Consider the following 22,329-nt stretch of genomic DNA (forward strand, 5'->3'; position numbering starts at 1 on the left):
GCGTGGGCCAGGGCAGGGCCCGCTGTCGCTCAAGGCCCGCGGCCCGTGCCGCCAGCGGGGCGGACCGTTGCCGCAGACCCATGCGCGGTAATCGAAACAGGGGCAAGTCCTTCCGAGTAGCGGGCTGCCCGGTCATCCATCAGCCATCCCGTTGGGCGAGGTGACTATCACTTTTATACGCTTAAACTTGACGGCATTCAATATATCTTGTCGCGCATTTTCACTGCCAGCCGGTCCGGATGGGGCGGGCGCGCAGGGGCGCTGTTGTGCCGCGGGCACAGTGTTGCCTTCGGCGCAAGGCAGTGCCGGCCCGCGGCCGGCCGCGGCGCCTCAGCCGGCCGCCTGCCGTCCCTGGTGCGCCTCCGGCATCACCTTGAAGAACGACATGGTCTGCTGCAATTCCTCGGCCTGGCTGCTCATTTCCTCGGCCGTGGAAGCCAGTTCCTCGGAGCTGGCCGAATTCTGCTGGGTGGTCTGGCTCAGCTGGCTGATGGCCACGTTGATCTGGCGTACGCCCGAACTCTGCTCGGCCGAGGCCATGGTGATCTGCTGCACCAATTCGGACGTCTTGCTGATGTTGGGCACGATCCGGTTCAGCAGGCCGCCGGCCCGTTCCGCCAGGGCCACGCTGCCGCTGGCCACTTGCTCGATCTCCTGCGCCGCCACCTGGCTGCGCTCGGCCAGCTTGCGCACCTCGGCCGCCACCACGGCAAAGCCCTTGCCATGGCTGCCGGCACGGGCCGCTTCGATGGCCGCGTTCAAGGCCAGCAGATTGGTCTGGTAGGCGATGTCGTCGATGATGGCGATCTTCCTGGCGATCTGCTGCATGGCCGTCACCGTCGACCGCACGGCCGCGCCCCCTTCACCAGCCTCGGTGGCCGCCTGGGCCGCGATGGCGTCCGTGACCTTGGCGTTTTCCGTGTTCTGGGCGATGGAGGCTGTCATCTGTTCCACCGAGGCGCTGGTCTGTTCCACCCCGGCCGCCTGCTCGCTGGTCGATTGCGACAGGGCCTGGGCCGTGCTGCTGACCTGGTTGGAGGCGTTGGCCAGCTGCTCGGCCCCGCCGCGCACTTCCGTCACCACGGCCGACAGCCGGTCGACCATGGTCTTCAGGCAATGGACGACGCTGTCGCGGTCGTGCTGCTTGACGTGGATCTGCGCGCGCAGGTCGCCGCCGGCCACCTGGGCCAGCATGTCGGCCACATAGGCCGGCTCGCCGCCCAGCTGGCGGATCAGGCTGAAGCTGACGGCCCAGCCGGCCAAGGCGGCCAGCACGGCGATGGCCGCCACCACGCCGGCCAGCAGGTTGCGGGTGCTGCGCAGCTGGGCGCCGCGGGCCGCCACCAGCGCGTCGAGCTGGTGCTTGGCGGCGAACGCGGCCTTGAACTGCTGGTCGATGGTGCGCGTCATGGTGTCGAGGTATTCGGCCGGCGCCAGCGTGAGCGGATCGGCCGCCGCCACCTTGGTCCGCGTGAGGGCGAGGGCGCTGCTGGCCATGCTGCTGGCGGCCGTCACGTCCTGGTCCAGCGCCTGGCGCAGCGCCTGGTTGGCGGCATAGGCCTTGCCCAGGGTGCGGCCGGTGTTGCTGGTGTAGAGCTCGCTTTGCCCCATCAGGCTGTACAGGGTGGAGCGGCCTTCCGTGTCGATCTGGCGCGCGGCCAGGTGGCTGGTGGCCTTGGCGCGGATGCGGCCCAGGTATTCGGTCACCTGCGGCAGGTCGAAGTAGACGGCCCGCATCAGGTAGTAGGTATCGGGGTCGGGGTCGAGTGACAGGCCGTAGCGGTCGGCCACCTGCTCGATCAGCAGCAGCAGGCGGTCGGACTGGGCGGCGTGGCGCTGCAGGCTTTCCGCCGGCGTGATGCTGCGCGCGGCCACGCCCTTGGCCAGGCTGTCCCAGGCCTGGCTGACGCCGGCCAGCGCAGCGTCGATGTCGTGGTCGCTGCCCTTGAGCGCCTTGACGACGGCGGCCAGCGCCGCGTTCACTTCCGCCTCCTTGCTGCCGCGTTCGCCTGCCAGCTGGCCGTTGCCCAGGTAGGCGGCCGACAGGCCCCGGTGCTGCTGGGTCTTTTGCAGCAGCGCCAGCACGGCGCTGCCCGGCTGCAAGCCCTCCTGCTCGGTGCCGGAAAAGGCGATGTCCTTGTTGGCGCCTTGCAGGTAGAGGTAGAGCGGCGGCGCCACCAGCAGGATACCGATGATACCGAGCAGGGCAAACCGTTGCCACAGACGCATACGCTGCAAGAAATACATGTACTGGTCCTTCCGGGGGAAATGGTTGCCGGGGCGCCCCGGACAACCGGGTAGGCGGTGTGAATGTTACTTTTATACGCTCATATTTGACGGTCTTCAATATGTCGTTGGCCGCTTTTACACTGCTTGAAGTTTAGGGTGGTGCGGCGGTCGGGGAAGCGGGGGCGGTGTTGTTTTTAGCGCGCGGCAACGCCCCCACCCCGCGCGGGGCGGGGTAAGGCGGGCACTGCCGTTGGGGGGATGTCAGTTGGCGACGAAGCGGGTGGGGATCTCGATGCCGCCGCTGCGGGCGGCCTCGGCGTAGGCACGCAGTTCGGCGATGGCCGCTTCCAGTTGCTCCTGGCCGGGGTTGGCCTGGAATCCCTTGATGCGCTCGTTCAATTGCGCCACCTGCCTGCTCCACTCAAGACGATTCGACTTGCTCATGCTGCCTCCTGTCGGTAAAGAGATAGTATGGCCTAAATTGCAATGTTGTGCAGCGGATTGTGTCAAGCGCGCGGCGGGCGCGTATCAGTTGCGCGGACGCAGCACGCCATGGAAGAACAGGTCCAGCCCCTGTTGCACGCGGCGCAGGTTCTCCTCGGCCGTGGGCTGCTCGTCGGTGCCGAACAGGGCGCGGCTCAGCTGGTCGCCCAGCAGGCAGTTAATCAGGTGCACGGCCAGCGCGTCGTGCGGTACTTGCGTGCGCAGCTGGGCCTTGATTTCGGGACGGGCGAAAAAGCGCGACAGCTGTTCGCGGGTCTGCTTCGGCCCGGCCTGGTTGAAGGTGATGGCCAGTTCCGGCGTGGTCTTCGCTTCCGCGATCACCATGCGGTGCAGCTTGATGAAGGCGGGGGCCGACACCAGGTCCAGGAAGCGCAGGCAGAAATCGGTCAGCACTTCCTCCATGGGCCGGGTGTCCGTGTCCATGCTGCTCATGCCGGCGAAGAAGCGGGCCCGGCCCTCGGCGATGATGGCGTTCAGCAGCCCGGCCTTGCCGCCGAACTTGACGTAAATGGTGCGCACGGCCACGTGGGCTTCGCGGGCGATCATTTCCAGGCTGACCTTGCTGTAACCTTTTTCCAGGAACAGGCAGGCGGCCGTTTGCAGCAGGCTTTTCAGGCGCGCTTCCTTGTCGGCCGCGCGCGGCCGGCCGGCGGCCTTGCCGCCGCAGGGCGCATCGGTGGCGTCGTTGGCGGCACGGTCGGGCTGGACGCTGTCCGGTTCCAGGGCGGTGGGGGCTGAGATCTTCATGGGGCGTTATGGTAGTCGATGCCTGTAATGTAGTCCAAATTAAAATGAAATGCAATCGTTTCATTTCTTGACTTTGCCGAAAAGCTGGCCAATAATGCTCCTACCCAATTTCATTTCTGGAGCATCACATGTCCAACTTGCACAGCGAAGCAGAACAAAAAGTGCTCAGCGCCATACCCGGTGCTACCCCGGCCGTTACCCCGGCCGCTCCCCAGCCCAACCGCCGCGTGCTGGTGGTGGCCGGTGTGGTCGCCCTGGCCGCCTTGCTGGCCGGCGGCCGCATGTGGTATCGCAGCCATTATTTCGTCGAAACGGAAAACGCCTATGTGACGGGGCATGTGCACCCGGTGTCGTCCCGTATTTCGGGCGTGGTCAGCCGCGTGCTGATCGAGGACAACCAGCTGGTGCACGAGGGCGACGTGATCGCCGAACTCGATCCGTTCGACCAGCGCGTCAAGGCCGAGCAGATCCAGGCCCAGATCGACACGGCCGAGCAGCAAGTGGCCCAGTCGGAAGCCCAGATCGCCCAGGTGCAAGCCCAGGCCAGCGCCGCCACGGCCCAGGTGGCCCAGTCGGAAGCCCAGCTGCTGCGCGCCAAACAGGACGCCGAGCGTTACGGCCAGCTCTATAACAGCCAGATGAAGGCCGTCTCCAAGGCCGAACTGGACGCGGCCAACGCCGGCCGTTCCAGCGCCGTGGCCGACCTGGCCGCGCGCCGCGACAGCGCCGCCGCCGCCAAGGCCCAGATCGGCGCCGCCACGGCCGCGCGCGACGTGCTCAAGGCCCAGGTCAAGGTGCTGCGCGTGCAGCTCAAGGACGCCCAGCAGCAGCTGGCCTACAACACCATCGTGGCGCCCGTCACGGGCCGCATCGGCAAGCGCGCCGTGGAAGTGGGCCAGCGGGTCCAGCCCGGCCAGCAGCTGACGGCCATCGTGCAAGACAACGTGTGGATCACGGCCAACTTCAAGGAAACCCAGCTGGCCGAGCTGCGCGCCGGCCAGCCCGTCAAGGTCACCATCGACGCCATCCCCGGCAAGCGCCTGGTGGGCCAGGTGGAAAGCTTCTCGCCTGCCTCCGGCGCCCAGTTCGCGCTGCTGCCGGCCGATAACGCCACCGGCAACTTCACCAAGATCGTGCAGCGGGTGCCGGTCAAGATCGTGCTCAAGCCGGAAGACATCAAGGCCCTCAGCGGCCGCCTGGTGCCGGGCATGTCGGCCCTGGCGGAAGTGGAAGTGAACCAGGGCGAGCCCGCCAAGGCCGTCAAAGTCGCGCAGCAATAAGGAGCACTGGCCATGACGAGCAGCACGCAAACCCTGCCGCCCGGCGCCAAGCCGCTCGGCCCGCCCATGGTGGGCGAGCACGTTTCGGCGCGCACCTGGATGGCCGTCGCGGCCGGCATGCTGGGCGCCTTCATGGCCGTGCTCGACATCCAGATCACCAACTCCTCGCTCAAGGACATCCTCGGCACGCTGTCGGCCACCCAGGAAGAGGGCTCGTGGATTTCCACCGCCTACCTGGTGGCGGAAATCATCATCATTCCCATGACGGCGCTGCTGGTGCGCGTGTTCGGCATGCGCGCCTACATGATGGGCACCACGGCATTGTTCCTGGTGTTCTCCACCCTGTGCGGCTCGGCCTGGAACCTGCCCAGCATGATCGGCTTCCGCATGCTGCAGGGCTTCACGGGCGGCGCCCTGATCCCCATGGCCATGACGCTGGTGATGGCCAAGCTGCCCGCCTCCAAGCGCGCCACCGGCATGGCCATCTTCGGCCTGACGGCCACGCTGGCCCCGTCCATGGGCCCGACCCTGGGCGGCTACCTGAGCGAAATCTACGGCTGGCCTTCCATCTTCTACATCAACTGGGTGCCCGGCCTGCTGCTGATCGCCGGCATCTCCTATGGCCTGGACCGCGAACCGGTCCGGCTCGACCAGCTGTTCAACGCCGACTGGCTGGGCATCGCCTTCATGGCCGTGGGCCTGGGCAGCCTGACCGTGTTCCTGGAAGAGGGCAACTCCAAGGACTGGTTCGATTCGGCCTTCATCGTCACCTTCGCCGCGCTGGCCATCATCGGCCTGCTGGGCTGGGTGGTCACCAGCACCATGCGCGCCCAGCCCTTCGTCAACCTGGGTCTGTACGGCCAGCGCAACTTCGTGGCCGCCACGGCGCTGTCGGCCTGCATGGGCATGGGCCTGTACGGTTCCTCGTTCCTGCTGCCGCTGTACCTGGGCCAGATCGCCGGCTATTCGCCGATGCAGATCGGTGAAGTGATCATGTGGGCCGGCCTGCCGCAACTGTTCATCATGCCGTTCGTGGCCAAGCTGTCGTCCAAGGTCGACAACCGCATCCTGTGCACCTTCGGCCTGCTGCTGTTCGGCGGCTCGTGCCTGATGAACGCCTACATGGACGCCACCACCGGCTACGACCAGCTGCTGATCTCGCAGATCGTGCGCGCCGCGGGCCAGCCGTTCGTGATGCTGACGCTGTCGAATTTCGCCATGAACGGCATCTCGCCCAAGGACACGCCGTCCGCCTCGAGCCTGATCAACATGACCCGCAACCTGGGTGGCTCGATCGGCATCGCCCTGCTGGCCACGGCGCTCAGCGCGCGCGAGCACTTCCACTCGCAGCGCCTGGGCGAAGCGGTCAACAGCTTCTCGAGCGCCACCCAGCTGCGCCTGGACCAGCTGACCCAGTCCTTCATCGGCAAGGGTTTCGATGCCAATACGGCGTCCGACATGGCGCTCAAGGCGGTGGACGGCATCGTGCGGCGCGAAGCCTACGTGATGGCCTACAACGACGGCTTCTTCCTGGTCGGCGCGGTGCTGATCGGCTGCATCTTCGTGCTGTGGTTCTCCGACAAGGTCAAGGCCCCGTCCAGCGGCGGTGGCGGCGGCGCGCATTAAGAACAATCAAGAACAAACCATACTATTTATACTGATTCCGAGGTAATGCCATGTACACAGCATTCAAACGCCTGACCCTGGCCGCATCCGTTGCGCTGGCAGTAACCGGCTGCGCCACCGTGGGCAGCGACTTCGCCGCGCCGAAGAACGTGGCCGACAGCAGCTTCCGCCACCAGGCCGCCGGCAGCGCCAGCGAAGCGCACCTGCCGGCCCAGTGGTGGACCGTGTTCGGCGACGCCACGCTCGACCGCCTGGAGCAGACGGCCCTGCGCGACAACCCCGGCGTGAAGGCCGCCGCCCAGCGCCTGCTGCAGGTGCAGGCGCAGTCGGATGTGACGCGCGCCAACCAGTCGCCGTCGGTCAACCTGAGCACCTCGGCCGCCAACTCGCGCACCTCGGCTGAAACGTCGCAGGCGCTGGCGCTGGGCGGGCGCGCCATCAAGGGCAACCAGTACACGGTAGGCGCTTCGCTGTCGTATGAAGTGGACTTGCTGGGCCGCGTGCGGCGCCTGGTGGAAGCGTCCGACGCGCAGGCCCTGGCGGCCGAAGCGGACCGCGACGGCGTACTGTTGCTGCTGTCCTCGCAGGTCGCCACCACCTACTGGCAGCTGCGCGGCATGGATGCGGAAATGGCGATCCTGAAGGGCGCCCTCGATACCCGCCGCGAGACGGAAGAACTGGTGACGGCCCGCTTCAATGCCGGCCTGTCGAACGAACTCGATGTCTCGCGCGCCCGCATCGAACGCGCCAATGCCCAGGCCGACCTGCATGAAGTGCAGCGTCAGCGCAACCTGCTCGAACACAGCCTGGCCACGCTGGTGGGCGCCTCGCCGTCGGCCATGCAGCTGCCGGCGGCCGACAACGCCGGCGCGCTGCCGGCGCCGCCCGCCATCCCCGTCGGCCTGCCGGCCAGCCTGCTGGCCCAGCGTCCCGACCTGGCCGGCAGCGTGGCCAACCTGCGCGCGGCCAACGCCCAGATCGGCGTGGCCGAAGGCGCGTTCTATCCATCGCTGTCGCTGACCAGCAATTTCGGCTTCGCTTCCGAGAACCTGCGCGAGCTGGCCAAGGGCGGCGCGCGCCAGTTCAGCGTCGGTCCGCTGGCGCTGTCGCTGCCCATCTTCGACGGTGGCCGCAACAAGGCCAACCTGGCCGTGGCCAAGGCCCGTTACGAGGAAGCCGTGGCCAACCACGAGGGCAAGCTGCTGACGGCCCTGCGCGAAGTGGAAGACGCGCTGTCGGACGCGGAACAGCGCCAGCTGCAAGGCCAGGCGCAGTCGGCCTCGCAAGTGGCGGCGGCGCGCGCCTACCTGGTGGCGCGGGCCCGCTACGAGCGTGGCGTGTCGACCTACCTGGACGTGACGGACGCCCAGCGCAGCTCGCTGGCGGCCGACCGCGCCGCCGTGCAGATCAACACCCAGCGCCTGCTGGCCACGGTGTCCGTGGCGCGCGCCCTGGGCGCCGGCTGGCAGCCGTCGCCGGCGCTGGCGGCCGTTAGCACCGGCGCCGTCAAGACTGCGCAATAAGTCGGGCAATCCCCCTCAAAAAAGGGGTACGTCCCCATTTTCAAAGAAGGGGGACAAAAAAGGGGTACGTCCCCATTTTCGAAAAAGGGGTACGTCCCCATTTTCGCCCATTTTCGTCCCCGAAGCCGGCTCAGAGGTCCTTTAACTTGACGGCATTAGGGCAATAACCCGGCCGCTCGCCGGTCCCCCTTACGCGGAAGAGGCCAGCGGCAAACGTGCCGCTGGCCCGAAGCGTTCCAGCATGAAGTCGATGAAGGTGGTCAGCTTGGGCGTGGCCTGGCGGTCGCGCGGATAGACCAGGTGCATGGGCCGCGCCAGCGGCACATAGTCCTCCAGTATCGGCACCAGCCGTCCGGCCGCGATGTCCTGCGCCAGCAGCACCTCGGCCTGCATCACGATGCCAAAGCCGTGCAGCGCGGCCGTGCGCAAGGCCTGGCCGTTGTTGGCCCGGAAGCGGCTGGGCGGCACCGTGTTGCCCCCCTGTTCGCCGCGCAAACGCCAGCGGATGGCGTGCGGCCAGTGCATGAAGTCCAGGCATTCGTGCCGTACCAGTTCATCGGGCGTGCGCGGCGTGCCGCGGCGCGCCAGGTAGGCCGGCGCTGCGCAGATCACCATCGCGTACGGGAACAGGGCGCGCGCCACCATGGTCGAATCTTCCAGCTTGCCGATGCGTACGGCCAGGTCGTAGCCTTCATCCACCAGATCCACCAGACGGTCGTTCAGGCTCAGGTCCACGCTCACTTCCGGGTGGCGCTCCAGGTATTCCGTGATGGCGGGGCTGAGCCATTCGGCGCCGAACGAGACGGGCGCCGTGATCTTGAGCCGTCCGCGCGCGCCGGCGCGCATGGCCGCCGCGCCCGTCTCGGCCGCCTCGATCTGGGCCAGGATGGCGCGGCACTGCTCCACGTACTGCAGCCCGATCTCCGTCAGGCTCTGGCGCCGCGTGGTGCGCGTGAGCAGGCGCGCGCCCAGCGTCTGCTCCAGCTGGGCGATGTGCTTGCCCACCATGACGGGCGAGAGGCGGAAAGCGGCGGCGGCGGCCGTGAAACTGCCGGCGTCGACCACGGCCACGAAAATTGCCATGCTGCGTAGCTTGTCCATCGATTGCTAACTGTAGTTTAGTAATGATCTAAATCCTAGCGCATTTATTCCTTTTTCGCTTGGCGCCATACTGCTTGCACTCACCAACCAGACAAGGAGCAGCAAATGAAAGTGATCGTGATCGGCGCCACCGGCGCAGTGGGCCAGGCCGTGGTGGAAGAGCTGGGCCAGCGCCACGACATCATTACCGTCGGCGCCAGCAGCGGCCAGTATCAGGCGGACATGGCCGACATCGGCCAGGTGCGCAGCCTGTTCGCCAGGGTGGGCAAGGCCGATGCCGTGGTGGTGACGGCCGGCGCGCTGCATTTCGGGCCGCTGGCCGAATTTACGCCCGAGCAGTTCCGCATCGGCCTGGACAGCAAGCTGATGGGGCAGGTCAACGTGGCCCTGGTGGCGCAGGAATGCCTGAACGATGGCGGCTCCATCACGCTCACCAGCGGCATCGTGTCGGAACAGCCGATCCGCTACGGCGCCAGCGCCAGCATGGTCAATTCTGCGGTGGAAGGCTTTGTGCGGGGGGCCGCCATCGAACTGCCGCGCGGCCTGCGCATCAACGTCGTCAGCCCCACGGTGCTGCAGGAATCGATGGACAAGTACGCGCCGTTCTTCCGCGGCTTCGAGCCGGTGGCCGCCAGCCGCGCGGCGCTGGCCTACAGCCGCAGCGTGGAAGGGGCGCAGACGGGGCAGGTCTACCGCGCCTGGTAAGTTTGGTCCGGTGCAACCTTGGTGGGATTACAATACGTGCCCATATCGAAGAGCGTGCATGGTGCCGCTCTTCCGATCCACCATTCCGAGGCTCCATGAAAACCATGCTGTTCCCCCTGTTGCTGGCTGCCAGCGCAGTCAGTGCGTCGGCCGCGCCGGCCACCGAAGCCGAACTGAACCAGATGAGCAAGCGCTTCGCGCCCGTCGCATTGACGGCCGACACGGCGCACCTGTCGGCCGGCGACAAGCAAGCCATCGCCAAGCTGATCGAGGCGGCCAAGATCGTCGACCTGCTGCAACTGCGCCAGCGCTGGCCGCAGAACGAAGCCCTGTGGGCCGCCCTGCAGCGCGACACCACACCGCTGGGCAAGGCGCGCCTGAACTACTTCTGGCTCAACAAGGGGCCATGGTCCATCATCGATGGCAACGCCTCCTTCCTGCCGGCCCAGCTGGCCGGCATCGCCATTCCTGCCACCAAACCGGCGGCGGGCAACTTCTACCCGGCCGGCGCCTCCAAGCAGGCGCTGGAAACGTGGATCAACGGCCTGCCGGCCGCGGACAAGGAACAGGCGCAATGGTTCTACACCGTCATCCGTGCCGGCGCGGACGGCAAGTTCAAGACGGTGCCCTATGCCGAGGAATACCAGGCTGAGCTGACCCGCCTGGCTGCGCTGCTCAAGGAAGCGGCGGCCGCCACGGACAATGCGTCGCTCAAGAAATTCCTCACCTTGCGCGCGGACGCCGTGCTGTCGAACGATTACCTGGCCTCCGATTTCGCATGGATGGATCTCGATTCGCCGGTCGACGTGACCATCGGCCCGTACGAGACCTACAACGACGAACTGTTCGGCTACAAGGCCGCGTTCGAAGCCTACGTCAACATCCGCGACCAGAAGGAAACGCAGAAGCTGGACTTCTTTGCCAAGCACATGCAGGAGCTGGAAGACAACCTGCCGCTGGACGCGCAGTACCGCAATCCCAAGGTCGGCGCGCTGGCGCCCATGGTGGTGGTGAACGAGGTGTACGGCGCCGGCGACGGCAACATGGGCGTGCAGACGGCCGCCTACAACCTGCCCAACGACGAGCGCATCATCAGCCAGCGCGGCTCCAAGCGCGTGATGCTGAAGAACGTGCAGCAAGCCAAGTTCAAGTCCACCCTGACGCCCATCTCGAAGCTGGTGCTGAAGCCGGCCGACCAGAAGGACGTGGACTTCGATTCCTTCTTCACCCACATCCTGGCCCATGAAATCACGCATGGCCTGGGCCCGCACATCACGCGCGCCAACGGCGCCGCCTCCACCCCGCGCCAGGATCTGAAGGAAGCCTATTCCACCATCGAGGAAGCGAAGGCCGACATCACCGGCCTGTACGCGCTGGCCTACATGATGGACAAGGGCCAGCTGGCCGGCGCGCTGGGGCAGGGCGAGGCGGCCGAGCGCAAGCTCTACACCACCTTCCTGGCGTCGGGCTTCCGTACGCTGCATTTCGGCCTGACCGATTCGCACGCGCGCGGCATGGCGATCCAGATCAACTACCTGCTCGACAAGGGCGGCTTCGTGTCGCATGGCGACGGCACCTTCGCGGTGAACTACGGCAAGATCAAGCAAGCCGTTGCCGACCTCGACCGTGAGTTCCTCACCATCGAAGCCACGGGCGACTATGCGCGCGCCCAGGCCATGATGAGCAAGTACGTCGTCATCCGTCCCGACGTGCAGAAGGCGCTCGACAAGATGAAGGCCGTGCCCAACGATATCCGTCCTTCGTTCCCGACGGCGCAGGCGCTGCTGGGCAAGTAAGCCGGTCCTTGTCAGGGTGACAAGCGTAGCGGCCCCCGCGGCCGCTACGCTGTTTGCTGACATAAAATCATTCCAATTTTTCTACGTAGAAAAAAACCTTCCGCAAGGTAAATTTTTGCGCCTGCAGCATGCTAGAGTCCGACTCAGGAATCCAGCCATGTTCAAGCCCCCCTTATCCCTGTTGCTGTTGTTGCCAGGCCTGGCAGGCGCGGCCCAGCTCACCGAGCTGGAAACGCGCTGGCTGACGGCCGGCCTGCCCGCGCTCAGCTACGCCAAGCAGGAGCTGGGCTTGCCGATCGATATCACGGTGCAGCCGCAGGCGGGGCCCAACGACGTGCCGCTGGCGCTGGGCTTCGACGATGGGCGCTGCAAGCTGGTGTTGTCCATGCGCGGCAATCCCGCCGCCGAAAGCGTGCTCGACGGTGTGCCGGAAGGGCAGCGCGCCATCCTGATCGAAGCCATGACGGCGCACGAAATCGGTCACTGCTGGCGCTACGTCCATCACCAGTGGCATGTGCTGCCGGCCGGCTTTGTCGAAGTGGGGCAGCAGCAGGCCTCCGCGGCCGACCTGCTGGAGCAGGCCCGCGTGCAGCGCGCCACGCAGCGTGAGGAAGGCTATGCCGACCTGCTGGCGCTGGCCTGGACGGCGCGCCGCCATCCGGCCCAGTACAGCCAGGTCTACCGCTGGATGCGCCAGGTGCGCCAGCCGGCCGCCGGTGGCTCGCACGACACCGGCGCGTGGTTGCAGCTGGCGCCGGACCGCGCCGTGTTTTCCGTTTCCTCCCCCCTGTTCGAGCAGGTGTCCATGCTGTGGAGCAAAGGTTTATTGGATAGCGATTGATCCACCACAAGCGTTGTGTTGTTCCTTAGCCTATTCGTCGCAAATTCCCCGATTGTGTTCGTTCTCGCACAGAGGAGCTGCTGTCGCGAGGATTTAATCAGCATGTCAACCACTGATAAGGAACACACACCATGAACAAGCTTATCTTCATCATGCTGGCAGGCTTTGCCAGCGCCAGTTTTGCCGCCGAGCCGGACCCGGCCATGCCCGCCGCCACCACGCCCCATATGGACACCGTGGCCTACAAGCAGATGATGGACAAGGCGGCCAATGACTACAAGATGGCCAGGAGCCAGTGCGATAAGCATTCCGGCAACGCCAAGGATATCTGCGTGGAGCAAGCCAAGGCGGCCCGCGCCCACACCGAGTCCGATGCTGTGGTGCAGTACAAGAACGACAAGAAGTCGGTGCAGAAGGCGGAAATCGCCGTGGCCGACGCGGAATATGACCTGGCCAAGGCCAAATGCGCCGACATGTCCGGTACGGAAAAGCGCAGCTGCCTGAGCACGGCCAAGTCCGCGCAAGTGGCGGCCATCGCCGATGCCAAGGCCGAGAAGCATGCGGCCGAGGTGGCGCAGACGGGTGAAGATTGCAACACCATGACGGGAACCAGCAAGGCCTCCTGTCTGGCACGCACCAAGACTGAAATGGCGGGGAATACGGTGGCCGATTCCGTCATCACGACCAAGGTCAAGGCCGAACTGCTCAAGGAGCCTAACCTCAAGTCGCTGGACGTGCACGTGGAAACCAATCAGGGTGTGGTCAGCCTGAGCGGCTTTGTGCCGTCGCAGACGGAAGTGGACAAAGCCGTTGAAGTGGCGCGCAATGTGAAGGGGGTGACCCAGGTGCAAAGTGCGTTGCGTGTCGATAAGAAAATCGACCAGAAGTAAGTCGTCAGCATTAAGCAGGACCAGGGCTGGCAGGACAGCGCGGACCGCCTGGGGCGACTCGCGCTGTCGCCATGTCTGGCGCGAGACCGGCCGGCCTCGCTTCAGGTCCGGTTTCAGGCCATGGCCAGCAACGCAATGTTGGTGGCCAGGCCGGCGCCCCAGATCAGGGTGCGCAGCGTGCCCTGGTTGGCCAGGTAGGCGGCCACATAGGCGATGCGGATGCCGATGAAGCTCAAGGCCAGCAAGTCGATGCGGCCCTGGTCGGCATGGGCCAGCTGTGCCAACAGGACGGCGGCGATGAACAGCGGCAGCGCTTCGAAGCCGTTGTTCTGGGCCGCGTTGGCCCGTGCCTGCCAGCCCGTCAGCTTGCTTTCCCAGTCGCGCGGGTGGTTGTTGTCGTAGCGGGCCTTGCGGTCCGGCTGGCTGAACGAGGCAACCTTCGCCATGCCCACCGTCATCGTCGGCAGCAGGCATGCGCCCAGAATCGCCCAGTTTGCTATCGTCATCTTGTCTCCTTGGTTATCGATATAAATCGTTTATAGCGTTTTCGCCTGCGCTTATTTCAGGTATTTTGCCAGCCAGCCGTGGACTTCGCTGTAGAAGTAGCGGCTGTTCTCGCCTTTCAAAATCCAGTGGTTCTCGTCCGGGAACACCAGCAGCTTGCTCGGCACATGCAGGCGCTGCTGGGTGGCGAAATTCATCAGCGCGTTGTTGGCCGGCACCCGGTAGTCGAGCTCGCCCACGGAAATCAAAATGGGGGTGAGGAAGCCCGTGCCCTTGTCGTGATTGCCGGCCTGCATGACGGGGCTTTGCTCGCGCCACACGGGCAAGTCGCCCCAGACGGGGCCGCCGCTGTTGGTTTCGCGGTTGTGGATGCTGTCGCTGGTGCCCCACTGCATCACCAGATCCATTTCACCGGCATGCGAGACGATGGCCTTGTAGCGCGTGGTGGTCGCTTGCAGCCAGTTGGCCAGGTGGCCGCCGTAGCTGGCGCCGCCAGCGGCCAGCTTGTCGCCGTCGATATAGGCGTAATTCTTGATGGCCGCATCGACCGCCTGGTTCAGCTCGTCGGCGGGTCCCTTCAGCGGGTCGAACTGGATGGCGCGGGCAAATTCCTCGCCATAGCCGGTCGACCCCTTGTAGTCCGTCAGCAGTACCACGTAGCCGGGCTGGGCCAGCAGGTGGTAGTTCCAGCGCAGCACGAACTGGTCGCGCCACATATTGGCCGCGCCGCCGTGGATCACGGCAAACAGCGGGTATTTCTTGTGCGGATCGAAACCGGGCGGCTTGACCAGCATGTTGTGGATGCGGCGCCCGTCGGCGGCCTGGAACCAGAAGTGCTCGGGTGCTTGCCAGTCGATGGCGGCGGCCCGCTCCGTATTGAAGGCCGTCAGCCGCTTCGGTTGGGCGCCGCCGAAGGCAAACACTTCCGGCGGATTGACGGACGATTCCCACACGCCCACCAGCGCCTTGCCGCCGGCCCGCAGCGCGTTGATGCTGCCGGTGGCGGCCGACGGCTCGTCGCGCATGGCGCCGCCGTCGTAGGCCATCGAATGCAGCTGTTCCAGTCCGGCGTGCTCGTAGCTGAAATAGAGGCGCTTGCCGCCTTCGGGCAGGGCGTAGCGGGAAATAGAACGGTCCAGGCCGGCCGTCACGATGGTGGGCTGGGCCTTGCCCACGGGCCAGGGCAGGCTGGCCAGGCGGGTCAGGTCGTAGACCTTGCCTTCGGTCTCCGCTTCCGTCAGGCTGAACAGGGTCTTGCCGTCCGGCGCGAACTGCATGCCGTGGTAGCTGTGGCTGTCCGCCGTGAGGGCTTGCGGCTCGCCGCCGGCCACGGCCACGGCGTACAGCTGGGTGGTGGTGGGCGCGCTGGCCGCCTCGTGGCAGTTGGTGCTGGCGGCGAACACGACGGCCTTGCCGTCCGGCGCCCACAGGGCGTCGAGCGACTGGCCGTCATCGCCCTGGGCACCGCCAAAGCCGGGCCGGGCGGCCAGCGCGCTGCCGGCCAGCAGGTCGCGCGCCACGGCGCCGGGCTGGGCGTCCATCACGAACAGGCGCACTTGCTTGTCGTCCAGCCAATGGTCGAAATAGCGCGGCGGGAAGGAATCGTAGGCGCGCGCACTGTACTTGCGGTCCTTGCGTTCCTTGGCCGACTGCTTGACGTCCGCCTCGCTGGCGTTGCCGGGGAAGATGTCGCTGGTAAACAGCAACTGCTTGCCGTCCGGGCTCCACTTGGGCAGGCGGGCGCCCAGGGTGAGCGTGGTCAGGCGCTGGGCTTCGCCGCCGGCCGCCACGTCCAGGCGGTAGACCTGGGCCGCCTCGTCGCCGTCGCGCTTGGCCGTGAACAGCAGCTGGCGGCTGTCGGGCGACCAGCTGACACCGCCTTCGCCGCCCTTGCTGAACGTGAGGCGGCGGGCCGCAGTGTCGTCCGCGAGCGACTTGATCCACAGGTCCGACCATTGCTCCTTGCTGTCATAGGCCGTGTCCGTGACGGAGAACACGGCCCATTTGCCATCCGGGCTGGGGACGGGCGCGCCCACCCGCTTCATCAGCCACACGTCTTCGTGCGTGATGGCGTGCGGGGCGGCAGGGGCGGACGGGGTGGCAGGAGCGGCAGGAGCGGGGCCGGCGAAGGCGGCGGCCAGAAGCAGGGCCAGCAAGGGCTGGCGGGGACGGGACAACATCATGATCGGCACGTGAAAGTCAGGTAAGCGCAGATAGTGGCCAAATCTTGCGTTGCTGTCAATCAAGTTTCAGCACGTTCGTGCGGGGCAGCCGGCGCACCGTCCGGCAAGCAGGCGGGCGCCTGCCTCAAGGGGGCACCGGTCCGTCCCAGCGGCGCAGCAAGCGTTCCAGTTCGCCCGTCTTGTCCAGCTGGGTCAGCGCGTGCTGGACGCGGGCGACCGTGTCGGAAGCCACGTGTTTGCCCAGCACCAGGTAAACGGGTGCGCTGGCCAACACCACAGGCAAAATCCGCACCTTGTCGGTTGCCCCGTTCCGGTTCAGGAACGCTTGCAGTCCTGGCGTGCGGTGCAGGAACAGCCGGGCCCGTCCGGCGATCAGTTTGTTGAGGTTCATGGCCGGATTGGCCGAGCGGGCATCCACGTGCAGCCCGCCCGCCGCTTCCAGCACCTGTACGCTGGCAAAACCGCGGTTGGCCAGCACCACAGTTCGCGGCCCCAGTTGCCTCACATCGTCCCAGCTGTTGACGGCGACGGGGTCGTCGGCGCGCGCCAGCAGCATGTAGTCGTTGCGGAACAGTGCCGGCTCCAGAAAGGTGAACTTGCCTTCGCGGTCAGGCGTATGTTGTACGCCGCAGGCCGCGTCCTGTTCGCCCCCGGCAAGTTCGGTGAACACTCGCACCAGCGGCATCCAGTGCTGGTCGCCCGTGAAGGTCAGGCCGGGCTCCTGTTTCTCGATGGCCCGCAGGATATCGACGCACAGGCCCACCACAGTCCCGCCCCTGGCGATGAATTTCGGTTCCGTCCCCTCCTGGGCGGCCACGCGCAAAATCACGCTGCCGGTCGCGCCGGCCGGCAAAGCGCCACACAGCAGTGGCAGCAACAAAATCAGCAAGCGCAAGCGCGTCGTCATGGCGGCCAGGTCAGTGAAGGTGAGGGCAGCATCAGCCCAAGACAGTGCTGTCTGCGAGCAAGTGTACTCCCAAAGCGCGCCCGAGGGTTTCGCGGCGTTTGAATGGCCGGCCTTGATATAAATTGCAAAACATAAGTATTTTTTAAACAGCAATGTTATATTTGTTGCCACACATTGGCTGGTCGCCCGGGATGCACTGCGGTGGTGGCTTGCCGGTGGAACACAACAGGGATGCACTCTCTTCAACCTATAAATCGATTAACAGAGGTCATACAGTGATTCAGTCCAAAACCCTACAACTGGCCGGCGTACTGGCCGCGCTGCTGTTTGCCACGGGCGCGCAAGCGAACAACTCGTCCTACCTGACCCCGCTGACGGGCAATACGTCAGCGCCATCGGACTGGCGCTTCCTGCCGGGCCAGACCTTCAATGGCGTGGCTGGCGCGCTGGACGGCGTAGCCCGCCTGAGCTTCAGCAATGCGGAGGGCAACTGGGCCTGTTCCGGCTCGCTGCTGGCCGGCGGCATGTATGTGCTGACGGCGGCCCATTGCGCCGACGATTTCCGCACCATGAAAGTGGACTTCGGCTGGGCCGATGGCAAGGCGAAGGAATCGCGTACGGTGGCTGTCAGCGATGCCTTCGTCCATCCTCAGTGGCATGGCGCGCGCAATTCGCTCGACAGCGGCGCCGACGTCGCTCTCCTCAAGCTCAACCGCGCCGTGACGGACATCAACGGTTACCATTTGAGCCACACCAACGACGTCGGCAAGGACTTCCTGATGGCCGGTTACGGCACCACCACCGTGGCCGGCTCGGACCAGGATCCCGACTGGGGCGACCACCGCTACGGCCATTACGGTTACAACACCTTCGACGTCGACAGCAACACCTTCAACAAGGTGGGCGACCAATACACGGGCTGGGGCTACGACCCCAATTTCTACCGGCCCGGCACCACCTACATGAGCGACTACGATGACGGCACGGCCGACAAGAACACGCTGGGCCGTATCGCCGGCGTGACGGGCAACGCCTGGAGCAGCGGCCTGGGCCATGGCCTCAAGGAAGCGCTGATCGCCGGCGGCGATTCGGGCGGCGGCGACTTCGTGTGGAGCGGTACGGAATGGCTGCTGTCGGGCGTGCACTCGTGGGGCTGGCAGGGCAGCAGCGCCTGCTCGTTCTTCAGCCTGGGCGACTGCGATTCCAGCGACCAGAATTCGTCGAGCTTCGGCGACCTGTCCGGGTCCACGGCAACCTATTCCCATATCGGCTGGATCAATCAGGTGACGGCCGTGCCGGAACCTGAAACCTACGCCATGATGGTGGCAGGTCTGCTGCTGGTGGGCGCGATGGCGCGCCGCCGCCGGCAGCCGGCAGCGGCAACAAGGTGAACACCACCATCCGCTTCGATGCGGAAGTATTGGCCGCGTTCAAGGCGATGGGAAGCGGCTGGCAGACGCGCATGAATGACGTGCTGAAGGCGTGGCTCAAGTCGCAATGAGCGACCGCTGTGCATCCAGCTTGATCCGATTGTGAAGGCGCGCGGGAGGATGGAGCGCGGTCCTGCCAGTTCCTGCTACAGGTAGTCCTTGATCCGCTCGAAGAAGTAGAGCCCCTTGCCTGCCGCGTCGTCACCGACGTTCCCCGAAACCATCTCCAGGTACTTGAACAGAGAGGCTTTTTCGGTTCGCGCGACGAGGTGGTGGAAATCGGATGTGTCGCCGCCGACCTGGGCCTTTTCAAGCGCGTTGTAATACGCGATGCGCTGATCGGCCGAAATGTTCGCTATCGGATAGCCGTGCTGGAGCAGGATGAGGTTCATTAGCAGGCGGGACGTGCGGCCGTTTCCGTCCACATACGGATGGATCGTGACGAGGCGTGCGTGCACTTCCGCCGCAAGCTGGACCGGATGAAGGATGCTCTTCTGGTCATCGTAAAAAACGAAGAGGTCCTCCATGAGCTTGGGGACGAGAAATGGCTGCGGCGGAACGTGCCTGGCGCCCGCGATCGTGACTGGCACCGCACGGTATTTGCCGGCGTTTTCCTGGTCGATCCCGCGCAAGATGAGTGTGTGTATGGCATTGAGCGTGTACGCGCTCAGCTCGGACTGCCCGCTGGCGAGCCCGCGTATGTAGTCGATCGCTTCTTTGTGGTTGATCGCTTCGAGATGCTCGTTGAGCCGTTTGCCGCCTATCGTGATACCTTCGCGGATGACCAGCCCGGTTTCCTGCAAGGTCAGCGTGTTTCCTTCGATCCTGTTGGACTCGTAGGTGTACTCGATGTCCCATGCGCCTTGCAGATTGCTGAGCTGGGCCGGGTTCAGGGGGCGGAAACTGTCGAGGCAATTCTTGAGGTCGTCGAGCTGATCGAGCAATGTCGGCAGGTCGTCCGTTTGCGGAAAGACTTTCGAGAGATCGAAGAATGCGGGCGTCATCGGATTGGAGACCAGGGAAATAAGGTGGGCCAGGTATTTTGCGCGCAGCTCCCCCAACCGGACGAGTCGGTCCGGATACTTCGGATGGATCTCGTTATAGTCGCAAGGCGTCAGCATACGTTCGTAAGCCAGGTGGGTCGAGTCAATTATAGGCTCTTACCATCAACGGAAGCGCACAGCGCTATCGCGCTACGGACGCAAAAAAGGCTTACGCGCCGAAGCGGGTAAGCCTGATCTGTACTACTGTATTCGTGGTAGGCCGTGCGGGATTCGAACCTGCGACCAACGGATTAAAAGTCCGCTGCTCTACCAGCTGAGCTAACGACCCGAAAGAGGCCGTATTATATACAGCCGGCCGCAAACTGCAAAGTGTTTTCTGCGCTCAATGAAACGGCGGACGGCGCCGCCCGACGGTCAGCTCAACGCGGCCGTCACCTTCAGCACTTCCTCGGCGCTGGTCACGCCTTCCTGGATCTTCATGGCGCCGGCGATGCGCAGCGGCTTCATGCCGTCGGCCACGCTCTGGCGCCGCAGCTGATGCAAGTCCGTCTCCTCCCGTACCAGATGGCTGAACGCTTCCGTCACCGTCAGCAATTCGTACAGGCCGGTGCGGCCCCGGTAGCCCGTCTGGCGGCATTCGGGACAGCCGACGGGGCGGTAGATGGTGGCCGGCTTGGGCAGGTTCCAGGCGCCGCCTATGCTGTTCCACAATTCATCGCCCAGCTCGCCGTCGGGCGATTTGCAGTCCGGGCACAGGGTGCGCACCAGGCGCTGGGCCATGATGCCGATCAGCGTCGCCTCCAGCAGGTAGTAGGGTACGCCCAGTTCCAAGAGCCGCATCACGGCCGACGGCGCGTCGTTGGTGTGCAGCGTGGACAGTACCAGGTGGCCTGTCAGCGCCGCCTGGATCGCCATTTCGGCCGTGGCCAGGTCGCGGATCTCGCCCACCATGATGATGTCCGGGTCCTGCCGCATCAGGGCCCGCACGCCGTCGGCGAACGACAGGTCGATGCCGGGCTGGACCTGCATCTGGTTGAACGACGCTTCCACCATCTCGATCGGGTCTTCCACCGTGCATACGTTCACTTCCGACGTGGCCAGCGCCTTGAGCGTGGTGTACAGCGTGGTGGTCTTGCCCGAGCCGGTGGGGCCGGTGACGAGGATGATGCCGTGCGGCCGGCTCGTCAGCGCGTCCCAGCGGGCCGCGTCGTCGGGCGGGAAGCCCAGTTCGGGCAGGGTCTTGACCACCACTTCCGGGTCGAAGATACGCATCACCAGCTTTTCGCCGAAGGCCGTGGGCAGGGTCGACAGGCGCAGCTCGATTTCCTGGCCGCCGGCGGTGCGGGTCTTGATGCGGCCATCCTGGGGCCGGCGCTTTTCAATCACGTCCATGCGGCCCAGCAGCTTGACGCGGGCCGTCATGGCGATCATCACCACGGCCGGCACCTGGTACACCTGGTGCAGCACGCCGTCGATGCGGAATCGTATCGTGCCCAGGTCGCGCTTCGGTTCCAGGTGGATGTCGGAGGCGCGCTGTTCGAAGGCGTACTGCCACAGCCAGTCGACGATGTTGATCACGTGCTGGTCGTTGGCGTCGACCTGTTTGTTCAGCTTGCCCAGCTCGACCAGCTGCTCGAAGTTGTTGCGCAGCGCCAGGTCCTGGCCGTTGGACTTGTTGGCCTTCTTGATCGACTTGGCCAGCGTGAAGAATTGCGAGATGTACTGGGTGATGTCGAGCGGGTTGGCGATCACGCGCCGTATCATGCGGCGCGATATCTTGGCGATCTCCGGTTCCCACTCGAGTGCGAACGGGTCGGCTGTGGCCACCACCAGGGTGTCGGGCGTCAGCTCCACGGGCAGGATGTTGAAGCGGGCCGCATAGCTGGCCGACATCACGTCGGCCACCTTGGTGAAGTCGATCTTGAGCGGGTCGATGCGGATGAAGGGCAGCGACACGCGCCGCGCCAGCCATTCCGTCAGCAGGTCCAGCGTCAGCAGCTTGTGCGGCGCCGTGGCCGACAGCAGCTTGCAGTGGGCTACCGCGCACAGCGGGTGCATGGCGCCGGCGGTGTTTTTCAGGATGCCCTGGGCCTGGGCGTAGTTGGCCTTGACGTCGGCCTTGGCCACCATGCCATCGGCCAGCAGCCAGGTGTAGATCTGCTGCAGGTCCAGGGTCCTGGCGGCAGGCGCAGCGGAGGTTGCGGAAATTGCAGACATCGTCACGGCCACTTTCAAAAGGCGCGGCCGGAGCCGCGCGGGTGCGGTTTACTGCGCTGCCGCCAGGCCCTTGACCCAGGACTTGGCCGGCAGCTTGGTGGCCGCCACGATGGCGGCGGCGCGCTCGCCCAGCGCGGCCAGGTCGATGGGGCGTTTGCGCTTGAAGGCGATCGCCACCACGTTACCATCATGGACTTCCGGCAGGCAAACCACTTGCTCAAAGGCGAACTTCATCGCTTTCACGTTGCGCGCGTAACTGGGGTGGTCGCCAAACAGGTTGACCGTCATGATGCCCTGCTCGTTGAGGCAGGCGCAGCAGGCCTGGTAGAACTCGGCCGTGTCGAGCACCGGGCCCTTGGCCGTGGCGTCGTACAGGTCGACCTGCAGCGCGTCGAGCGTGCCGTGGCGCTGCTCGTCGTGCACGAAGTCGAGCGCGTCCATTTCCAGCACGGCCAGTCGGGCGTCGTTGGGCGGCAGCTTGAACATGGAGGCGCAGATGGCGATCACGGACGGGTTCAGCTCGATGGCCGTCACCTGGGCTTCCGGAAACTGTTTGTAACAATATTTAGTGAGGGCGCCCGTGCCCAGGCCCAGCTGGGCGATGGCGCGCGGCTGGTCCAGCCACAGCATCCAGCTCATCATCTGCTGGGCGTATTCCAGTTCCGGCCAGTCCGGCTTGCGGATGCGCATGGCGCCCTGCACCCATTCCGTGCCGAAATGCAGATAACGCACGCCATCCTGCTCCGACAGGGTGACCGGCGCGTATCTGACCTTGCGGGCCGGACGGGAGGATTCTTCTTTTTCGATGGATTTTCGTTTGATCAGCATGGGGCGGGTGGGGC

Annotated in this window: 19 protein-coding genes and 1 tRNA gene; 9 read left to right on the plus strand and 11 right to left on the minus strand. The window is 65.3% G+C overall.

Features of this window, described 5'->3' with window-relative positions:
• Positions 1-330: 330 nt before the first annotated feature.
• The 3 genes from AC3WOS_RS14040 to AC3WOS_RS14050 form a co-directional block, all read right to left on the minus strand.
• The gene (locus AC3WOS_RS14040) at positions 331-2,247 is read right to left on the minus strand and encodes a methyl-accepting chemotaxis protein (protein ID WP_492716629.1); all 1,917 of its coding nucleotides are present in this window, start codon (positions 2,245-2,247) and stop codon (positions 331-333) included.
• Positions 2,248-2,490: 243 nt separating this feature from the next.
• On the minus strand, positions 2,491-2,673 hold the full coding sequence (locus AC3WOS_RS14045; protein WP_492716631.1) for a hypothetical protein: 183 nt from the start codon (positions 2,671-2,673) through the stop codon (positions 2,491-2,493).
• Between the two features lie 84 nt (positions 2,674-2,757).
• The gene (locus tag AC3WOS_RS14050) at positions 2,758-3,480 is read right to left on the minus strand and encodes a TetR/AcrR family transcriptional regulator (protein WP_492716633.1); all 723 of its coding nucleotides are present in this window, start codon (positions 3,478-3,480) and stop codon (positions 2,758-2,760) included.
• A 128-nt stretch (positions 3,481-3,608) separates the two neighbouring features.
• Here AC3WOS_RS14050 and AC3WOS_RS14055 point away from each other — a divergent pair, with 128 nt between their 5' ends.
• From AC3WOS_RS14055 to AC3WOS_RS14065, 3 genes are read left to right on the plus strand one after another with little or no spacing between them, the layout of a single operon-like run.
• The gene (locus AC3WOS_RS14055; RefSeq protein ID WP_492716634.1) at positions 3,609-4,760 is read left to right on the plus strand and encodes an HlyD family secretion protein; all 1,152 of its coding nucleotides are present in this window, start codon (positions 3,609-3,611) and stop codon (positions 4,758-4,760) included.
• 12 nt (positions 4,761-4,772) lie between these two features.
• Positions 4,773-6,386 carry a DHA2 family efflux MFS transporter permease subunit gene (locus tag AC3WOS_RS14060; protein WP_492716635.1) on the plus strand — a complete coding sequence of 538 codons (1,614 nt, stop codon included), beginning with the start codon at positions 4,773-4,775 and terminating at the stop codon, positions 6,384-6,386.
• Between the two features lie 50 nt (positions 6,387-6,436).
• Positions 6,437-7,909, plus strand: a complete 1,473-nt coding sequence (locus AC3WOS_RS14065) for an efflux transporter outer membrane subunit (RefSeq protein WP_492716637.1) — start codon at positions 6,437-6,439, stop codon at positions 7,907-7,909.
• 189 nt (positions 7,910-8,098) lie between these two features.
• Here AC3WOS_RS14065 and AC3WOS_RS14070 read toward each other — a convergent pair whose 3' ends face one another.
• The gene (locus AC3WOS_RS14070; RefSeq protein ID WP_492716638.1) at positions 8,099-9,010 is read right to left on the minus strand and encodes a LysR family transcriptional regulator; all 912 of its coding nucleotides are present in this window, start codon (positions 9,008-9,010) and stop codon (positions 8,099-8,101) included.
• Positions 9,011-9,115: 105 nt separating this feature from the next.
• Between AC3WOS_RS14070 and AC3WOS_RS14075 the strand changes: the two genes are divergently transcribed.
• From AC3WOS_RS14075 to AC3WOS_RS14090, 4 genes are all read left to right on the plus strand, one after another.
• Entirely contained in the window at positions 9,116-9,715 is a 600-nt protein-coding gene (locus AC3WOS_RS14075) for a short chain dehydrogenase (protein ID WP_492716639.1), read from the plus strand.
• A 95-nt stretch (positions 9,716-9,810) separates the two neighbouring features.
• Positions 9,811-11,511, plus strand: coding sequence for a DUF8614 domain-containing protein (locus tag AC3WOS_RS14080; RefSeq protein ID WP_492716641.1), 1,701 nt, complete (start codon positions 9,811-9,813; stop codon positions 11,509-11,511).
• 157 nt (positions 11,512-11,668) lie between these two features.
• Positions 11,669-12,352 (plus strand): hypothetical protein, encoded by a 684-nt coding sequence (locus AC3WOS_RS14085; RefSeq protein WP_492716642.1) that lies wholly within the window; start codon positions 11,669-11,671, stop codon positions 12,350-12,352.
• A gap of 131 nt (positions 12,353-12,483) precedes the next feature.
• Positions 12,484-13,242, plus strand: coding sequence for a BON domain-containing protein (locus AC3WOS_RS14090; protein WP_492716644.1), 759 nt, complete (start codon positions 12,484-12,486; stop codon positions 13,240-13,242).
• A gap of 113 nt (positions 13,243-13,355) precedes the next feature.
• Here AC3WOS_RS14090 and AC3WOS_RS14095 read toward each other — a convergent pair whose 3' ends face one another.
• The 3 genes from AC3WOS_RS14095 to AC3WOS_RS14105 all read right to left on the minus strand — a co-directional run bounded on the left by AC3WOS_RS14095 (position 13,356) and on the right by AC3WOS_RS14105 (position 16,836).
• Positions 13,356-13,748, minus strand: a complete 393-nt coding sequence (locus AC3WOS_RS14095) for an MAPEG family protein (RefSeq protein WP_492716645.1) — start codon at positions 13,746-13,748, stop codon at positions 13,356-13,358.
• A gap of 51 nt (positions 13,749-13,799) precedes the next feature.
• Positions 13,800-15,929 carry a prolyl oligopeptidase family serine peptidase gene (locus AC3WOS_RS14100; protein WP_492716646.1) on the minus strand — a complete coding sequence of 710 codons (2,130 nt, stop codon included), beginning with the start codon at positions 15,927-15,929 and terminating at the stop codon, positions 13,800-13,802.
• Positions 15,930-16,053: 124 nt separating this feature from the next.
• Positions 16,054-16,836 (minus strand): substrate-binding periplasmic protein, encoded by a 783-nt coding sequence (locus tag AC3WOS_RS14105; protein WP_492716647.1) that lies wholly within the window; start codon positions 16,834-16,836, stop codon positions 16,054-16,056.
• A 275-nt stretch (positions 16,837-17,111) separates the two neighbouring features.
• Here AC3WOS_RS14105 and AC3WOS_RS14110 point away from each other — a divergent pair, with 275 nt between their 5' ends.
• Together AC3WOS_RS14110 and AC3WOS_RS14115 are read left to right on the plus strand one after the other, a co-directional pair.
• Complete coding sequence (locus tag AC3WOS_RS14110; RefSeq protein ID WP_492716649.1) at positions 17,112-18,227, plus strand: trypsin-like serine protease; 1,116 nt, start codon at positions 17,112-17,114, stop codon at positions 18,225-18,227.
• Positions 18,224-18,337 (plus strand): BrnA antitoxin family protein, encoded by a 114-nt coding sequence (locus AC3WOS_RS14115; protein WP_492716651.1) that lies wholly within the window; start codon positions 18,224-18,226, stop codon positions 18,335-18,337. The genes AC3WOS_RS14110 and AC3WOS_RS14115 overlap by 4 nt, the downstream gene beginning before the upstream one ends.
• Before the next feature lie 75 nt (positions 18,338-18,412).
• Here AC3WOS_RS14115 and AC3WOS_RS14120 read toward each other — a convergent pair whose 3' ends face one another.
• From AC3WOS_RS14120 to AC3WOS_RS14135, 4 genes are all read right to left on the minus strand, one after another.
• A complete protein-coding gene (locus AC3WOS_RS14120) occupies positions 18,413-19,387 on the minus strand; it encodes a Fic family protein (protein WP_492716652.1) in 975 nt (324 codons plus the stop codon).
• 135 nt (positions 19,388-19,522) lie between these two features.
• Positions 19,523-19,598: transfer RNA gene (locus tag AC3WOS_RS14125), tRNA-Lys, on the minus strand.
• A gap of 86 nt (positions 19,599-19,684) precedes the next feature.
• Positions 19,685-21,487, minus strand: coding sequence for a type IV pilus assembly ATPase TfpB (gene tfpB, locus AC3WOS_RS14130; protein WP_492716655.1), 1,803 nt, complete (start codon positions 21,485-21,487; stop codon positions 19,685-19,687).
• Between the two features lie 48 nt (positions 21,488-21,535).
• Positions 21,536-22,315, minus strand: coding sequence for a spermine/spermidine synthase domain-containing protein (locus tag AC3WOS_RS14135; protein WP_492716656.1), 780 nt, complete (start codon positions 22,313-22,315; stop codon positions 21,536-21,538).
• Positions 22,316-22,329 lie beyond the last annotated feature (14 nt).

The organism is Rugamonas sp. FW305-51 (assembly GCF_058786935.1).

What these genes read in the sequence shown, in the direction of transcription:
- AC3WOS_RS14135 (WP_492716656.1), bottom strand. Translation starts at nt 22,315, where the DNA reads ATGCTGATCAAACGAAAATCCATCGAAAAAGAAGAATCCTCCCGTCCG.
- AC3WOS_RS14045 (WP_492716631.1), bottom strand. Translation starts at nt 2,673, where the DNA reads ATGAGCAAGTCGAATCGTCTTGAGTGGAGCAGGCAGGTGGCGCAATTG.
- AC3WOS_RS14060 (WP_492716635.1), top strand. Translation starts at nt 4,773, where the DNA reads ATGACGAGCAGCACGCAAACCCTGCCGCCCGGCGCCAAGCCGCTCGGC.
- tfpB (WP_492716655.1), bottom strand. Translation starts at nt 21,487, where the DNA reads ATGTCTGCAATTTCCGCAACCTCCGCTGCGCCTGCCGCCAGGACCCTG.
- AC3WOS_RS14090 (WP_492716644.1), top strand. Translation starts at nt 12,484, where the DNA reads ATGAACAAGCTTATCTTCATCATGCTGGCAGGCTTTGCCAGCGCCAGT.
- AC3WOS_RS14120 (WP_492716652.1), bottom strand. Translation starts at nt 19,387, where the DNA reads ATGCTGACGCCTTGCGACTATAACGAGATCCATCCGAAGTATCCGGAC.
- AC3WOS_RS14070 (WP_492716638.1), bottom strand. Translation starts at nt 9,010, where the DNA reads ATGGACAAGCTACGCAGCATGGCAATTTTCGTGGCCGTGGTCGACGCC.
- AC3WOS_RS14055 (WP_492716634.1), top strand. Translation starts at nt 3,609, where the DNA reads ATGTCCAACTTGCACAGCGAAGCAGAACAAAAAGTGCTCAGCGCCATA.
- AC3WOS_RS14040 (WP_492716629.1), bottom strand. Translation starts at nt 2,247, where the DNA reads ATGTATTTCTTGCAGCGTATGCGTCTGTGGCAACGGTTTGCCCTGCTC.
- AC3WOS_RS14095 (WP_492716645.1), bottom strand. Translation starts at nt 13,748, where the DNA reads ATGACGATAGCAAACTGGGCGATTCTGGGCGCATGCCTGCTGCCGACG.
- AC3WOS_RS14080 (WP_492716641.1), top strand. Translation starts at nt 9,811, where the DNA reads ATGAAAACCATGCTGTTCCCCCTGTTGCTGGCTGCCAGCGCAGTCAGT.
- AC3WOS_RS14065 (WP_492716637.1), top strand. Translation starts at nt 6,437, where the DNA reads ATGTACACAGCATTCAAACGCCTGACCCTGGCCGCATCCGTTGCGCTG.
- AC3WOS_RS14105 (WP_492716647.1), bottom strand. Translation starts at nt 16,836, where the DNA reads ATGACGACGCGCTTGCGCTTGCTGATTTTGTTGCTGCCACTGCTGTGT.
- AC3WOS_RS14100 (WP_492716646.1), bottom strand. Translation starts at nt 15,929, where the DNA reads ATGATGTTGTCCCGTCCCCGCCAGCCCTTGCTGGCCCTGCTTCTGGCC.
- AC3WOS_RS14075 (WP_492716639.1), top strand. Translation starts at nt 9,116, where the DNA reads ATGAAAGTGATCGTGATCGGCGCCACCGGCGCAGTGGGCCAGGCCGTG.
- AC3WOS_RS14085 (WP_492716642.1), top strand. Translation starts at nt 11,669, where the DNA reads ATGTTCAAGCCCCCCTTATCCCTGTTGCTGTTGTTGCCAGGCCTGGCA.
- AC3WOS_RS14050 (WP_492716633.1), bottom strand. Translation starts at nt 3,480, where the DNA reads ATGAAGATCTCAGCCCCCACCGCCCTGGAACCGGACAGCGTCCAGCCC.